This is a genomic window from Oscillibacter valericigenes (assembly GCF_016902445.1).
In the GTDB taxonomy this organism is placed as follows: Bacteria; Bacillota; Clostridia; order Oscillospirales; family Oscillospiraceae; genus Oscillibacter; species Oscillibacter avistercoris.
The window spans coordinates 1-15262 of record NZ_JACSNX010000036.1 but is presented as its reverse complement, the minus strand read 5'-3'; the positions used below and the strand labels follow the sequence as shown (position 1 = coordinate 15262).

14 protein-coding genes and 1 tRNA gene are annotated in these 15262 nt (G+C 62.0%); 8 read left to right on the top strand and 7 right to left on the bottom strand.

The window, feature by feature from the left end:
* Window positions 1-169 precede the first annotated feature (169 nt).
* Both H9X91_RS13515 and H9X91_RS13510 read right to left on the bottom strand, forming a co-directional pair.
* Window positions 170-352 (bottom strand): ferredoxin, encoded by a 183-nt coding sequence (locus H9X91_RS13515; RefSeq protein WP_204805758.1) that lies wholly within the window; start codon window positions 350-352, stop codon window positions 170-172.
* 15 nt (window positions 353-367) lie between these two features.
* Window positions 368-1090, bottom strand: a complete 723-nt coding sequence (locus tag H9X91_RS13510) for an ATP-binding protein (protein WP_204805757.1) — start codon at window positions 1088-1090, stop codon at window positions 368-370.
* A 109-nt stretch (window positions 1091-1199) separates the two neighbouring features.
* Here H9X91_RS13510 and H9X91_RS13505 point away from each other — a divergent pair, with 109 nt between their 5' ends.
* Both H9X91_RS13505 and fliB read left to right on the top strand, forming a co-directional pair.
* Window positions 1200-1868: a Crp/Fnr family transcriptional regulator gene (locus tag H9X91_RS13505; protein WP_204805756.1), complete on the top strand. Its 669-nt coding sequence runs from the start codon at window positions 1200-1202 to the stop codon at window positions 1866-1868.
* A gap of 16 nt (window positions 1869-1884) precedes the next feature.
* The gene (gene fliB / locus H9X91_RS14645) at window positions 1885-2907 is read left to right on the top strand and encodes a flagellin lysine-N-methylase (RefSeq protein ID WP_204805755.1); all 1023 of its coding nucleotides are present in this window, start codon (window positions 1885-1887) and stop codon (window positions 2905-2907) included.
* Window positions 2908-3593: 686 nt separating this feature from the next.
* On the opposite strand, the gene gap is transcribed toward fliB, so the two are convergent.
* On the bottom strand, window positions 3594-4607 hold the full coding sequence (gene gap, locus H9X91_RS13495) for a type I glyceraldehyde-3-phosphate dehydrogenase (RefSeq protein ID WP_204805754.1): 1014 nt from the start codon (window positions 4605-4607) through the stop codon (window positions 3594-3596).
* A 302-nt stretch (window positions 4608-4909) separates the two neighbouring features.
* Here gap and H9X91_RS13490 point away from each other — a divergent pair, with 302 nt between their 5' ends.
* Entirely contained in the window at window positions 4910-5926 is a 1017-nt protein-coding gene (locus tag H9X91_RS13490; RefSeq protein WP_204805752.1) for a LacI family DNA-binding transcriptional regulator, read from the top strand.
* Window positions 5927-5984: 58 nt separating this feature from the next.
* On the opposite strand, the gene H9X91_RS13485 is transcribed toward H9X91_RS13490, so the two are convergent.
* Window positions 5985-8060 (bottom strand): serine hydrolase domain-containing protein, encoded by a 2076-nt coding sequence (locus H9X91_RS13485; protein ID WP_204805750.1) that lies wholly within the window; start codon window positions 8058-8060, stop codon window positions 5985-5987.
* Between the two features lie 218 nt (window positions 8061-8278).
* Between H9X91_RS13485 and H9X91_RS13480 the strand changes: the two genes are divergently transcribed.
* Window positions 8279-8509, top strand: coding sequence for a helix-turn-helix domain-containing protein (locus H9X91_RS13480; RefSeq protein WP_204805748.1), 231 nt, complete (start codon window positions 8279-8281; stop codon window positions 8507-8509).
* A gap of 2 nt (window positions 8510-8511) precedes the next feature.
* Here H9X91_RS13480 and H9X91_RS13475 read toward each other — a convergent pair whose 3' ends face one another.
* The gene (locus H9X91_RS13475) at window positions 8512-9696 is read right to left on the bottom strand and encodes an MFS transporter (RefSeq protein ID WP_204805746.1); all 1185 of its coding nucleotides are present in this window, start codon (window positions 9694-9696) and stop codon (window positions 8512-8514) included.
* On the bottom strand, window positions 9693-10541 hold the full coding sequence (locus H9X91_RS13470; protein ID WP_204805745.1) for a pyridoxamine kinase: 849 nt from the start codon (window positions 10539-10541) through the stop codon (window positions 9693-9695). The genes H9X91_RS13475 and H9X91_RS13470 overlap by 4 nt, the downstream gene beginning before the upstream one ends.
* Window positions 10542-10664: 123 nt before the next feature.
* Here H9X91_RS13470 and H9X91_RS13465 point away from each other — a divergent pair.
* From H9X91_RS13465 to H9X91_RS13450, 4 genes are all read left to right on the top strand, one after another.
* A tRNA-Leu gene (locus H9X91_RS13465) sits at window positions 10665-10747 on the top strand.
* Window positions 10748-11163: 416 nt separating this feature from the next.
* Window positions 11164-12141, top strand: a complete 978-nt coding sequence (locus H9X91_RS13460) for a hypothetical protein (protein WP_204805744.1) — start codon at window positions 11164-11166, stop codon at window positions 12139-12141.
* 308 nt (window positions 12142-12449) lie between these two features.
* Window positions 12450-13649, top strand: a complete 1200-nt coding sequence (locus tag H9X91_RS13455) for a CaiB/BaiF CoA transferase family protein (protein ID WP_204805743.1) — start codon at window positions 12450-12452, stop codon at window positions 13647-13649.
* Between the two features lie 24 nt (window positions 13650-13673).
* Window positions 13674-14588 carry a hydroxymethylglutaryl-CoA lyase gene (locus tag H9X91_RS13450; RefSeq protein ID WP_204805742.1) on the top strand — a complete coding sequence of 305 codons (915 nt, stop codon included), beginning with the start codon at window positions 13674-13676 and terminating at the stop codon, window positions 14586-14588.
* A 496-nt stretch (window positions 14589-15084) separates the two neighbouring features.
* Here H9X91_RS13450 and H9X91_RS14820 read toward each other — a convergent pair whose 3' ends face one another.
* Window positions 15085-15252, bottom strand: coding sequence for a hypothetical protein (locus H9X91_RS14820; RefSeq protein ID WP_420850743.1), 168 nt, complete (start codon window positions 15250-15252; stop codon window positions 15085-15087).
* Window positions 15253-15262 lie beyond the last annotated feature (10 nt).

The window sequence follows — 15262 nt, the reverse complement described above, 5'->3', positions numbered from 1 at the left end:
AAGAAACCCAGGAAGGGTGTCTTTCGTTTCCAATCAACCGATTCTCAGAACTTTTCAAAGTTCTGAGAATCGCAAGCAGCTTGTCGAAAAGACTTTTTCGACAAGCTGAAGGGGCCCTGTCCCAATGGACAGGGCCCCTTTTTCCGCGCTCCGGCGGAGGGGGAGAGGCTCACTCCTCGATGGTGATGGCGCTGACCGGGCAGCCGTCCCGGGCCTCCTGGGCGGCTTCCAGCTGCCCATCCGGGATACCGCTGCCGTGGGCCACGCCGTCGTCACCCATGCGGAAGACCTCCGGGCAGGTGCCGGCACACAGGCCGCAGCCGATGCAGTTCTCATTCACTGTTGCGTTCATATGGGTCACTCCTGTTTAATCGAGAATATTTCCATCCCGGCCCAGTGTCACCACCTGCCAGGGGATGAACTTGCCGCTCTGCCGCAGAGCTGTTTCCGCGGCCCGCTGCATGCCGCCGCAGCAGGGAACGTCCATCCGGACGATGGTCACCTCCCGGATGTCGTTGCGGCGAAGGATCTCCGTCAGCTTTTCGGCGTAGTCCCCCTCGTCCAGCTTGGGGCAGCCGATCAGGGTGATGCGGCCTCGCATGAACCGTCGGTGGAAGTCCGCCCGGGCGTATGCCGTGCAGTCCGCCGCGATCAGCAGCTTTGCACCGCTGAAATAGGGGGCCTCCGCAGGCACCAGCTTGATCTGCACCGGCCACTGGGCCAGGTGGGACACGGCGCCGTCCTGAGACGCGGCAGCGTCAGGGGACGGGGCTGCCGGCCGCAGGGCCTGGGCCATGCTGCCGGGGCAGCCGCCGGAGGGCGGCACCTGCCGGGGGGCGGTGTCCTTCAGGGCAGCCGTCTTCCTGGCCAGAACCGCTGCCTCGTCATAGGCCGCCGCCTCCCGCTCCACAAAAGTGATGGCCCCGGTGGGACAGGTGGGCAGGCAGTCGCCCAGGCCGTCGCAGTAGTCGTCCCGCAGCAGCCGGGCCTTGCCGTCCACCATGCCGATGGCGCCCTCATGACAGGCTGCGGCACAGGCGCCGCAGCCGTTGCATTTCTCCTGATCGATCTCGATGATCCTTCTGACCATAGTGTATCTCCTTTTCTGAGTTTCAAACGTTGTGCTTGCTTTCTGTCACATAGTATCGTACAATGGGAGGAAAATGTATGTTGTTTTTACAACGTGATGGGGGAACTTTATGGACTACTCACTGACGCTGCTGCGGGCGCCGCTGTTCCGCGGGATCCCGCGGGAAGACCTGCCCGGGCTGCTGGAGGGCCTTGACGCCCGGGAGCACCGCTATGGCCGGGGCGAGGCGGTCCTGCGGCGGGGAGAGCGGGCGGACCGGATGGGGCTGGTCCTCTCCGGAACGCTGCACATCGTGAAGGAGGACTTCTGGGGCAGCCGCACCATCGTGGGCCTGGCCCGGCCCGGCGAGGTGTTCGCGGAGTCCTATGCCTGTCTCGAAGGCGAACCGCTGGAGGTGAGCGTGCTGGCGGCGGAGGCGGCGGAGGCGCTCTTCCTGAACAGCGGCCGGACGCTGCCGGACGATCTGCCGGGCGCTGCCATCTTCACCCGGAATCTGCTGACCATGCTGGCGGGGCGGAATCTGGCGCTCACCCGGAAGATCGGCCACATGGCCCGGCGGACCACCCGGGACAAGCTCATCAGCTATCTGTCCGCCCAGGCGCTGCAGGCGGGGCGGTCCGAGTTCGACATCCCCCTGGACCGCCAGCAGCTGGCGGACTATCTGGCGGTGGACCGCAGCTCCATGTCCACCACGCTGGGCAGGCTCCGGGACGAGGGGGTGCTGACCTTCCGCAAAAACCACTTCCATCTGCTGCGGGAGATGGACGAAGCCGATTGAAAGGGGAGAGGACACGGTGCTGATCCGGGTGCCGGATTATTACGAGGCGTTTCACTGCCTGGCGGGGGCCTGCCCCCACACCTGCTGCGAAAAGTGGGAGGTGGTCATCGACCCGGAGACGGCCCGCCGCTACGGGACGGTCCCGGGGCCGCTGGGAAAGCGGCTCCGCGCCGCCATGGGGCCGGATGAAGACGGAGACCTCTGCTTCCGGCTGGACGGCGGGCGCTGTCCCTTCCTGGACCGGGAGAACCTGTGCGAGATCCACCGGGCGCTGGGAGAGGCGGCCACCAGCGTCACCTGCCGGGAGCATCCCCGCTTTACCGAGGACTACGGCCCCTTCCGGGAGACCAGCCTCTGCGCCTCCTGCCCGGCGGCCTGTGACCTGCTGCTGGGTTCCGACGCCCCGCTGACCTTTTTGACGCGGGAGACGGCCGAGCCGGCGGAGCCGGGCGACCCGTGGCTCCGAGGGCTCCTGCCCCTGCGGGAGCGGCTGCTCCGGGAGCTGGCAGACCGGTCCCGGCCGCTGGAGAAGCGGCTGGAGACGTTTCTGCTGCTGGCCACGGAGGCGCAGGTCCTGCTGGATGCGGATCAGGCGGAGGAGCTTCCGGCCCTGGCGGCGCACTGGAAGCAGCCGGAGACGGCGGTGCCGCCCGGGCCGGGTCTGTTCCCATACACCCTGGAGGTCCTGGCCGGGCTGGAGGTTCTGGACGGGGACTGGCGGGACCTTCTGCGCAGTGGAGCCGATGCGCAGCCGGCCGACGTGCCGGAGGCGCTGCTGGAACGGCTGGCCACCTACTTTGCGTTCCGGCATCTCCTCAAGGCGGTCAACGACGGCGATCTGCTGGGGCGGGCGCAGTTCTGCGTGCTGATGGTCCTCACGGCCCGGCGCCTGGCGGCGGTGTGCGGCCTGAAAGAGGCGATCCGCCGCCTGTGCTGCGAGCTGGAGCACAGCGAGGAGAATCTGGAGGCGTTGCGCCAAGCGTTCCTTCAGGACGCGGCGCTCTCTCCTGCGGCTTTTCTGCGCCAGCTGCGGGGCTGAGCGGGCGGCTCGACAGGGGATTTGTGCACCTTGCTGTCAGCAATCGATTTATGATTATGAAAAACGTAAAAACGAACAAATACGCTTGACATTTCACAGAAATTATTGTACATTATAGTCACAGGAAAGGAGTGAGTCCCATGGGCTAGTTAGCTCAGAGATTCCAAGAAAACCCTGAACCGTTCGGAACCCGAGGAATTCCTCAAACAGCGAAACTCCGGATTGACCCAAAGACGAAACATACCTCACGATGATGAGCCACACGAGAATCAGGTTTTGGTAGCAACCAGAGCAGACGTCTGCGTGTAACGATGTTTTATGGATTGGCAAACCCCTGAGTTCCCCAATGACCCCAGCATCCGAACGGCATTCTAAGAAAGCAAGAGGTAAAGCATATTGGAAACTCCGATCCAGAAGTAGGCCCCCCGTTCGTCGTTGGAGCGAGCGGGGGGTTGTGCTTTGTCTAATGAGAAATTAGGAGTTCGGAATTAGGAATTTTTCTGAGAAGGCTTGTGAGGGCGGATGCAATATCCGCTTGTTTTTCGTCCAGCGCCGCAGAGCGGAGATCTGCTGTCCGGCCTTGCCGGACACTGAAATTTCTAATTCCTCATTCCTAATTTTTTCTGCGCTCTCATACAAAAAGGTTCCGGGCCGAATCGGCCCGGAACCTTTTTGCGTACAATTGATCACTTGTGGTCCACAGAGGACATGTAGCGGATCAGGTCCACCATCTTGTTGGAGTAGCCGCACTCGTTGTCGTACCAGGAGACCACCTTCACGAAGGTGTCGGTCAGGGACAGGCCGGCCTTCTTGTCGAAGATGGAGGTGCGGGGATCGCCCAGGAAGTCGCTGGAGACCACGTCCTCGTCGGTGTAGCCCAGGATACCCTTCAGCTCGCCCTCAGAGGCCTCCTTCATGGCGGCGCAGATGTCCTCGTAAGAGGCGGGCTTCGCCAGCTTGGCGGTCAGGTCCACCACGGACACGTCCAGAGTGGGGACCCGCATGGAGATGCCGGTCAGCTTGCCGTTCAGCTCGGGAATGACCTTGCCCACGGCCTTGGCGGCGCCGGTGGAGGAGGGGATGATGTTGCCGGTGGCAGCACGGCCGCCGCGCCAGTCCTTCAGAGAAGCGCCGTCCAGCAGCTTCTGGGTGGGGGTGACGGAGTGGACGGTGGTCATCAGGCCTTCCACGATGCCGAACTTCTCGTTCAGGACCTTGGCGATGGGAGCCAGGCAGTTGGTGGTGCAGGAGGCGTTGGACACGAAGGTCATGTCAGAGGTGTACTTGTCGTTGTTGACGCCCATGACGAACATGGGGGTGTCGTCCTTGGAGGGGGCGCCCATGATGACGTGCTTGGCGCCGGCATCGATGTGGCCCTGGCACAGATCCTTGCTCAGGTGCTTGCCGGTGCACTCGCAGATATACTCAGCGCCGACGGAAGCCCAGGGAATGTCCTTGACCTCCATGGCGGTGAAGACGGGATACTTCTTGCCGTTGACGACCAGAGCGCCGTCCTCGGCGGAGACCTCGCCGGGGAACTTGCCGTGCACGCTGTCGTACTTCAGCATGTAGGCCATATACTCGGGGTTCATGAAGGGATCGTTCAGCCCGACGACCTCCACATCGTCACGCTGCAGGGCGGCACGGAAGACGAGACGGCCGATGCGGCCGAAGCCATTGATACCGATTTTGGTGTTCATACGGGAAAGACTCCTTTCACAAATAAAACGCACCGGACCGGTGCTTCATCAAAACGTTTGCGTAAACGTTTTTGCACATACAACATTTGTATATTATCACACGGCGGAGGGATTTGCAACTGTCAATTCAGATAACATTTTCTTTGGCAGGCTGTGGATAATCCATAAGAAAAAGGGCATATTTCACAATTTTTCAACGAGAGCGGCAGAAAAAAGTCTTGACGCGGCGGGGCGCCTGTCCTATACTGTAGGGGCTAATTGTTTGCGTAAAGCAAGGAACCATTGCGTAAGGAGGACGTCCCATGAAGGTGACCATCAGCGATGTGGCGAAGCTGGCGGGAGTATCCACCGCCACCGTGTCCCACACCATCAACAATACCCGGTATGTGTCCAACGAGACGAAGGAGAAGGTGTACCGGGCCATTGCGGAACTGGGGTACACGCCGGACGCCTCCGCCCGCAGCTTCCGGACGGGAAAGAAGAAGATCATCGGCTTTATTGTGCCCGATATCGCCAATAAATTCTTCGCCACCATGATCGAATCCGTGGAAAAATATCTCTCTGCCCACGGCTATCAGCTGATCATCGCCAACACCCGGGAGAATATGGAGCGGGAGGAGACCAACATCCGCCTGCTGACGGCGGGGCTGGTGGACGGACTGCTGGTGGCCAGCACCATGGACGACTTCCAGCGGTTCGACGCGCTGATCCCCGCCGGATTCCCGGTGGTGCTGGTGGACCGGGTGTTTGAGGAGAAGAAGTACTCCTCCATCTGCGTGTCCAACTTCCAGCCTATCTACCGCAGCGTCTGCCGCCTGGCGGGGAAGGGGGACCGGCGCATCGGCATCACCGGCGGCCTGCCCCGGCTCTCCAGCACCCAGGAGCGGATCTCCGCCTACCGCCAGGCCATGGCGGACTGCGGCCTGCCGGAGGAAGAGGGCCTGATCCAGTACGGCGACTCCCTGGAGAACAGCGCCTGCGCCTGTCTGGACAAGCTGCTGGAGCGCAGGTGCGACGCCATCATCGTCTGTCAGGGGATGATGGCCTCGGAGACCATCATCTACCTGCACCAGAAGGGCATCCGGCTGGGGAAGGACATCGATCTGGTGAGCTTCGTGGACTATGACTCCGACGTGTACACCCTGTATGCCGACCAGATGGACACCATCATCCAGCCGGTGGAGGAGCTGGGTGAGGCCGCGGGAGAAGAGATCCTCAAGCGGGTGGAATCGCCGGAAGCGCCCATCTTTGAAAAGGTCCTGACCTCTGCCTACAAGCCCTGCAGCCTGTCTGTCGGGCCGGTGCGGGGAGAGGCCTGAGTCTCTGCGCGCAGAAAAACAGCCGTGCCGCGAAAAGCGGCACGGCTGTCTGGCGTTCTCAGCCCTGGAAGCGCAGATGGAACCGGGCGCCGGGATCACCGGCAAAGACGATCGTCCCGCCCTCCGGCAGGGTGACGGTGGTGTCTCCCCACAGGACGGAGGAGGCCGTCAGCTGACCGGCACCGTCATAGACCCAGAAGCCGGCGTTCTCCGGCACCTGGACGGTCATGGCCTTTCCGGCGGCAGAGCCCACCTGGTACCAGCGGGCGTAGCCGTCATCCTGAATGGTGCTGTAGGCCCAGCCGGAGCCGGTGAACAGGCTGGGGGCGGCAGCGGCGTCCATGTAGAGGCTGCCCTTGGCGTCGATCCAGAGGACGCCGTCCCGGTCCTCCAGCTGGTAGTCCACGCCGTCCCGGCTGCCCACGCCGGGCACCTGGATCTCAGAGCGGGCGGTGGTCTCGTCCACGATGCGGGCGGCGCCGATATAGCCGGGGACCACCTCCGGCGTCTCCGCGGTGGAGGCGGAGTCCGCCAGCGCCAGGAAGGTCTGGGAGTTGTAAGGCTCGTTCATGGGCAGGATGCCCGTGGTGGCGACGTTTTCCCAGGCAGCGGCCACCTCGGGGGAGAGGGGATTCTCCGGCAGCTGCATGGCCGCATAGTTGGCGACGGGCAGCGCCCCCAGCCCCGGCAGCGGAGAGACGGCCTGCTGATACAGATAGGTCTGGCCGTTGCTCTCCTTCACGAAGGAGATGAAGGACATGCCGGTGGCGTCCCGGAAGGAGCCGTCGCTGTAATAGGAGAAGGTCTGGGCCGGCATGGTGGTGGGATAGTTCATGGTGGACAGGGTCATGGTGCCGTCTTCGCTGATCTCCACCCGGTACTGAATGGAGGTGGAGCCGTAGTACCCGGCATTTTCCAGCTGCTCCGCCGGCATGGCGGCGGGTTCTGCGGCGGGCAGGGTCTTCACGGTCTGATCCACGGTGACGCCGTCCTCTTCCAGAGCGGCGATGAGGATCTGGTTGGCGGCCAGCTGGTCGTAAGTGGACACACCGCCGGAGCTGACCACTGCGGCGGCCATGTCATACTCCGGCAGGACCACCAGGCCGGCGTGGTAGTACAGGGTGTCGCCGCCCTTTACCAGAGCCTGGATATCGCTCTGGCAGAAGGGATACCACTCCATGTTGTCCCAGCCCAGGCCGTAGGCCAGGGAGTCCGGCTCCCCGCTGTCGGGCCAGATGCCGCGGGCATACTCCGGGGCGGCCATGGCGTCCAGGCTGGACTGGCGCAGCAGCTCCGTGCCTGTCAGGGCGCCGCCGAAGGAAGCAAGATCGGAGGCGGAGGCGTAGATGCCGCCGGCGCCGATGGCGTTCAGGGCATCCTGGGGCAGGGCCCGGGGATCGGTGCCCCGGTAAATGGGGGCCAGATCGCCGGTGTCAAAGTCCCCGCCGGGGGCGAAGGTGCGGTCCAGGTCCAGGGGAGCCAGGATCTGCTCGTCCACATAGTCCATGAAGGACTGGCCGGTGACGGCCTCCACCACCAGCTCCGCCAGGGTGAAGCCGTCGTTGCAGTAGACGCTGAAGGCGCCGGGATCCGCCGCCAGCCGCTGGGTGGAGAGCTTCTCCAGCAGCGTGTCGTGGGCTTCGGTGCTGGCCTCGCCGAACAGCATGGCGCCGGAGAGGCCGGTGCCCAGGATGCCGGAGGAGTGGTTCAGCAGCATCCGGACGGCGATGTCTTTGTACCGCTCATCCGCCATCTTGAAGTCCGGCAGGTACCGGGTCACCGGGGCGTCCAGGGAGACCCTGCCGTCCTCCACCAGCTGCATGACGGCCACGGTGGTGTAGATCTTGCTGACGGAGCCGATGCCGTACAGCTCTTCCCCGGTCATCAGGCGATTCTCAGACCGGGAGAAGTCGCCCACATGGCCGGTGAGGACGATCTCCCCGTCCTGCCACAGGGCGTACTGCAGGCTCTGGGCGCCGCCGTACTGGGCGGCGTAGGTGGCGGCGGTGTCCGCCAGGGTCTGGAGATCCGCAGCCGCGGTCTCTGTCTCCGCCGCCGCGGCAGGGACCGCCAGGCTCAGGGCCAGAAGGAGGGCCAGGACCAGGGCCTTCCAGCGTGTGTGCAGTGTGTTCATAGTCGTTTCCTTTCCCGCCCCGCAGGGCGTCTGTGCCGGACGCTCCGGCGTGATGACAGTGTCAGGATACACCTTCCCCCCGGGGGAAGGTCAAGTAAAAGTTTTGGCAGACTGTGAAAATGGAAAAAAGTCCCGCCTGTCCGGAACAGTTTAGAACAATTTATTCAAAATATCGGTTCTGAGATAGAAAGCGTGGTAGGATCACATTGGTGATCCGTATGAAATATCCAAGACTCAGACAGATGCGCATAGAAAACCATATGACGCAGAAAGACGTTGCCGAACAATTGGCGTGCAGCCAGAACTGCTATTCAAAGTACGAAAGAGGCGAACGTGAGATGCCGCTGAGATATTGGGTCCAACTGGCCGGATATTATCGGGTCAGTCTTGACTATTTGGCGGGACGCACTGACAAGAAAGAACCGCACCATTTTGGCGGGCGGCGATGAGTTCATTTCTTTATGCGCCCTGCCGCCAGCATGAAGAGCACGCCGATGACGCCGAAGGCCAGGCACATGCCCAGCATGGCGCCGGCGCCGCCCCAGTCGATGGCGTACCCGGCCAGGAAGTTGCCGAACATGGCCCCCAGCCCGTTGGAGGCGATCATCATGATGGACTGGCCCTTCACCTGGTCCTCCGGGGCGACGTTGGCGTTGGCGTAGTACACGGAGGCGGGGGTGAACAGCCCGTACCCCAGCAGCTGGATGGGCTGTACCAGCAGAAGTCCCGTCAGGCCGGGGGCCAGCAGGAACAGCAGGGGCTTCACCGCCATGAAGCAGATGGAGATCCGCAGGGTCCCCGCAGCGCCGAACCGGCGGAACAGGGGCGTGAACAGCAGCGCCGCCGGCAGCTCCGACGCGCCCATCAGGAACAGGGCCAGGCCCAGGTGGCCCTGGTCGCCGCCCCGGTCCGTGACGAGGTTCACCATGAAGCTGACGATGGGCATGATGGCCGCCAGGGCGAAGAACAGGCTCACCAGCGTCAGGGTGAAGGAGCGGCTGCTCTTCAGGATGTACAGGATCGAATGGGGCTGCTGGCCCTGTGCCCGGGGCGGCAGAGCCTCCCTTGGAAAGGCGGGGTACAGGGCCACGGCCGCGATCATCAGCACCAGCAGGGCCATGTGGGTCAGCAGCAGGCTCTCCGTGCCGAAGCGCACCGCCTGCTGGCCGCACACCACACAGGCCAGGGCATAGGACAGAGACCCCAGCCCCCGGCTGAGGCTGTAGGACACAGGGACTCCGGCGGCGATGAACTGCACCGCCATGGAGTCCAGCAGGGGGTAGGCGTTCAGTTCCAGGATGCCCAGGGCCAGAAAGATCACCGCCGTGCCCCAGAAGCCGGGGCGGGTGGCATAGAACACCCCGTTGACCCCCAGGGCCAGCACCAGGCAGACGTTCAGCAGGCGCTTGATGGGGACCTCCGGATGGCGGTCCGCCCAGCCGCCCAGCAGGGGCTGGGCCAGGATGCCCGCAAAGCACCGGATAGAGGCGAACACGCCCGCCTCTCCGCTGGTGAAGCCCCGGCCCAGCAGCAGGGACGTCTGATAGCCCGCAAAGACGGCGAACAGGGCCCAGTAGACCACATGGACCAGCGTGTAGGAGACATTCAGCCGCCGCAGAGAGGGAAAGGAGGTCATACCGTCTCCTTTCCCGGGACCAGCAGTCCCAGCAGGGGCTCGAAGTCCACCCCCTCCCGCATGGGCAGGTCCTCCGCCGCGGTCCGCTCCGCGCAGGCCCGGACGAAGCCCGCCGCCTCTCCGGCGGCCTCGGCGAGAGATGCGCCCCGTACCAGCGCCCCGGTGAGGACGCTGGAGAACACGTCGCCGGTGCCGTGGAACTCGTGGGCGATGTAGGCGGTCTGGACCACCTGGGTCTGACCGGTGCGGGCATCAAAGCACACGGCGCCGGTCTGGCCGGGAGCCAGGGAGGCCCCGGTCAGCACCACGGAGCGCCGGCCCTCCAGGCTCAGCCGCTCCGTGATCTGCCGCAGGCCGGCCTCCCCGGCGGGCAGCGTCTCATAGGGCTGGCCCAGCAGCAGCGCCGCCTCCGTCAGATTGGGGGTGATGACGTCCGCCAGCTCCGCCAGGCGGGCCATGCCGCCGCACATGGCGGCGGTGTAGGTCTGGTATATCCGGCCGAAATCCCCCATCACCGGGTCCACCACCACGATGGTCCCGGACCGCCGGAACCGGTGGATGAAGTCTGCCACGATGGCGATCTGCCGCTCGCTGCCCAGAAAGCCGCTGTAGATGGCCTGGAACTCGATGTTCAGGCTGGCCCAATGAGCGGCGATCCTGGGCATCTCGTCCGTCATGTCCAGAAAGGTGAATCCCTCGAACCCGCCGGTGTGGGTGGAGAGAAACGCCGTGGGCAGGGGGCAGCACTGGACCCCCATGGCGGAGAGGATGGGGATGGCCACCGTGAGGGAACATCGGCCGAAGCCGGACATGTCGTGAATGGCAGCAACGCGTGGGGTCGTCATGGTACGCTTCCTCTTTTCCAATCGATGATTTTGAACGAATTAAATTTCATTGTATCGTAGATTTTTCTATTGTTCAAGAGGGAGAGATGTGATATACTGCGATTATCCGAACGCTGCGGATTTGCGGGTATGGTGGAATTGGCAGACACGATGGATTTAGGTTCCATTGGGCAACCGTGCAGGTTCAAGTCCTGTTACCCGCACCAAAAAGAAAGACACGACGTAAGTCGTGTCTTTCTTTTTGGGTTCCAGCCGCCAAAGGCGGCTTCCACCCTTTGGTTTAAAATGCTCGGCGGAAATGAATTCCGCCTGCGCCGAGGTTTTGCCTGCGGCAAAACGCTCGTACGGCGCAAAAGCGCCGCCGGCCAGAAGGCCGGTTGAGTGGTTCTCCTATACCTTTTCGAGACTTCAGAATATCGATTTTAACCGCCCCCTTCAGGCAGTTTTGCATGCGGACCGAAGGCTAAAACCTGAAGGCTACTCCCCATGCCATAAAAAACGGCGCCCCTTGGAATATCCCCCTTTGCTTTTAGCCGAGAGTAAAAATATGGTTTGTACTGCCGGTATTTTATGGTATATTGTGTCTATATAAAACGAAAAGTTCACCTTGGAGGAAATCGGTATGAGTGAGTATATCCACGAAATTGTGCTTCAGGAATTTGTAATTGACAAAATCGCCGATTTGAATCTGACGGTTCAATATGGACATGCCTCCCGTATGAAGATAATCCGTGCGGTACGCAACAATAAGGGAACTTTTTGGGATTTGAACGCGGAGCTGGAAAACGGGATCTGGATCCCCCTGGAAGTCGAATGGATCTCCACAAATTTTGAACAGCACGGGCATCCCAAAAGCCCTGATTTTCAGAAATTTTTAAGCGGAAACGGCGTCCTTTTGGTGCTCCGGAGGAATAAGGAGATTACGCGCGTCCAGCAGGTGTCGATTTTTGAAAGCATGGCGGAAGGGCAGTTCAAAAAGAGCTTTTCTGCCTGGTTCCGGCGGAAGGCTCCCGCATATATCGAAGAGACTTTGAAGACCTATATGGTTGGCGAATATAAGCGGGAGATTCCGAGAATCATTCTCTATCCGCTGAGTGCCAGAGCACGGGCAAATTATTTTGGAAAAGACGCGTTCTACAGAAAAGACGAGTCCGGGCCTTTTGTGATTGGATTCAAATCGAAGGGCTACGAAAAAAATCTGTTCATTCAGGACCTGCGGCCGAATGACATCTGCCTGTTTTTGGATTTGGCCGGAAAACGGGAGACAAGAGCTCGTTTTATTGACCGGATCCGCAGGCAGGAGCTTCCCCTTTGCAGGTTGACAGGGTATAAGATTAAGGAGCAGATTGTGGAGAAAAGGGCATCCCGTGTGAAAGTCGATGACCTGTACTGGCCGGATGAAATCAAGAGCCGGGAGATAATCTACCCATACATCTGCGAGGTGGAAGATCATCCGTTTATCAGCAAGACGGACACCGTATTTCCCTACATTGAATCATTTACAGAAAATACTTGGGAGGCGTTTCGCAGCTGTGCCCAGTATGGTGAATACAGAGAAATCAGTCCGCTCGACTTTGCCATATTGATCTCCAAGCTGTAATGCGTACCCATCCATATCGATATGGACATCTTCTCGATTCGAGGGGTGAACATTTTCGGGTGTTGCAAAATGTAACGCTGTATCGACTAACATTCAACGTTTTGTGATACATTTTCCGCGCCGGAGGGGCAGTGACGCTGGAAATCCCGCCGTTTCTGCAGGTTTCAGGGGGATGCAGCCTCGCTGAGAGTTGGCATAAAAATTGCTTTATATCAGGGACAGGATCACGACCCCCTCCGGTCTCGCCCCCGGAGCGGTGGGTCCATTCCAAATGCGTAATAATGATGATGAAAAGGAAGGTTTTTATCATGGAGCAAGAAAAAGGACTGCTGGAAGGCGTCGTTGTTCTGGACCTGACCCGTGTGCTGGCCGGCCCCTATTGCGGTGCGCTGATGGCGGATATGGGCGCCACGGTCATCAAGGTCGAGCAGCCCGGCAAGGGCGATGACAGCCGGAGCATGGGCCCCTTTGTCAATGATCAGAGCGTTTACTATGCGAACTTCAACCGCAGCAAGATGGGTGTCACCCTGAACCTGAAGGACCCCGAGGCCAAGGAGATCTTCAAGGAGATGGTGAAGAAGGCCGACGTGGTGATCGAGAACTATCGTCCCGGCACCATGGAGAAGCTGGGCCTGGGCTACGATGTGCTGAAGGAGATCAACCCCGGCATCATCTATGGCGCCTGCTCCGGCTTCGGCCACACCGGCCCCTACAGCAAGCGCGCGGGTTATGATATCGTCGGCCAGGCCATGGGCGGTCTGATGAGCACCACCGGCTGGCCCGGCGGCCCCGCCACCCGCTGCGGCACCCCCATGGGCGACGTGCTGGGCGGCCTGAACCTGACCGTCGGCGTGCTGGCGGCCCTGGTGAACAAGCAGAAGACCGGCCTGGGCGAAAAGGTCGATGTGGCCCTGGTGGACTCTGTGGCCTCCGCCATGGAGAACATCACCATGATCTATCAGTCCACCGGCCGCATCCCCCAGCGCATCGGCAACCGCTATGAGTCCACCTATCCCTATGACGTGTTCCCGGCCAAGGACGGCGACGTGGTCATTGCCGCCGGCAACGCCAAGCTGTGGAAGATCCTGTGCAGCGTGATGGGCAAGCCCGAGCTGGCCGACGATCCCAAGTTCGTGGGCATCCAGGAGCGCATCGCCAACCACGAGGAGCTGCGGGCCATCATCTGCGACTGGACCAAGGACTACACCATCGACGAGATCGACAAGATGCTCAACGACGCCGGCTGCCCGGCCTGCCCGGTGAACACCATCGACCGGCTGGTGAAGGATCCCCAGATCGCCGGCGCCCGTGGCATGTTCCCGGAGATCGATCAGCCCGGCATGGGCAAGCTGCAGATCACGGCCATGGCCCAGAAGCTGACCCGCACCAAGTCCTGCCCCCGGAAGGGCGCACCCCTGCTGGGCGAGGACAACGCCGCCATCTATGGCGAGATGCTGGGCTTCGACGAGGCCAAGCTGGCCGAGCTGAAGGAGAAGGGCGTCATCTGATTTTCAAGGAGGCTTTCTTTTACCATGAGCAAGCAAGTTGAAGTCATTGAAGTGGGGCCCCGGGACGGATTCCAGAGCGTCAAGTGCGCCCCCATCACCACGGAGCAGAAGCTGACCGTCATCGACCAGCTGGTGGCCGCCGGTGTGAAGCATATCGAGTACACCTCCTTTGTCAGCCCCAAGGCCATCCCCCAGCTGGCGGACGCCGCCGACGTGACCCGGGTGGTGCTGGAGAAGTATCCCAGCCTGGACCTGTTCGCCCTGATCCCCAACCTGCGGGGCGCACAGAACGCCTATGAGCTGGGCCTGCGGCGGGTGTGCTACGTGGTCTCCCTCAGCAAGAGCCACAACAAGGCCAACATCAACCGCACCCACGAGCAGTCCCTGGAGGCCTACAAGGAGATCCGGGCCGCCTATCCCGACCTGGACATCATCGTGGACCTGGCCACCACCTTCGGCTGCCCCTTCGAGGGGAAGTATGACGATCCCGCCGCGGCGGTCAACTTCCTGAAGGACTATGTGGACGCCGGTATGAAGACCTGCTGCCTGTGCGATACCATCGGCATCGCCGATCCTGCCCAGGTGCGTGCGGTGATCAGCGCCGTGAAGGAGGCCTATCCCGATCTGGACCTGATGGTCCACTTCCACGATACCCGCGGCCTGGGCATGGCCAACACCCTGGCGGCCATGGAGATGGGCGTCACCAAGGTGCAGGCCGCTCTGGGCGGCCTGGGCGGCTGCCCCTTCGCCCCCGGCGCATCCGGCAACCTGTCCACGGAGGATGTGGTGTGGGCCCTCAATGAGATGGGCTATGACACCGGCATCTCCTTCTCCAAGCTGCTGGCTGCCGCCAAGGCCCAGGTACAGGCCATTCCCGGCACTTACAGCGGCCACCACATCAACGTGGAAAAAGAGACCCCCTGCAAGCCCGAGCGATAAAGAAACCACACACACTCACCCCGACCCCTTCCGTTTCGGAAGGGGTCGGGGCTTTTCTTTTCCGGCGGATCCGGGCGCAGGAGCCTGGTGCTTCGGACAGACGCCTGGGGACCGGGATGCTCCTGCGGAGGAGGCACCGCGCAAGAGAAGCGGGCGGCGGGATGCGCGGGGCAAAACGGCTCTGCGCCCGGCCGCTCTGGAGCGAGGCGGATGCCGGTGTCCGGAGAATCGGTCTCCGGTATGGGAGTGGGACCTCCCGGCTTTCCCGGCGGCGCTGGCCGTGTCCTGCCGGAAAAGGCGGCGGAGAGGATGGACTGTCCACCCCGAAGGCGCACCACCGGAAATGACCGGAGCGCGCCGGGAGCAGAGCGCCGCCGGGTGGTCCGCCGGCAGCCGTGGATCCTGCCGGAGCGGAAGCGGGGGAACCGGCGGGCGGAAAAAGGAGCTCCGCGCACACAGTGCGCGGAGCTCCTGGTCGATGTACCGGGACAGCCGGTCAGACAGTGCCGATGCCGAAGACACCCATGACGATGAAGTACAGAACGATGGGGAAGATGATCAGAGAGATGATCTTCAGGCCGAGGCCGCACTTCATCATGTCCTTCAGCTCGATCTCGCCGGTGCCGTAGACGATGGCGTTCGGGGGCGTTCCGGGAGGCAGCATGAAGGCGAAG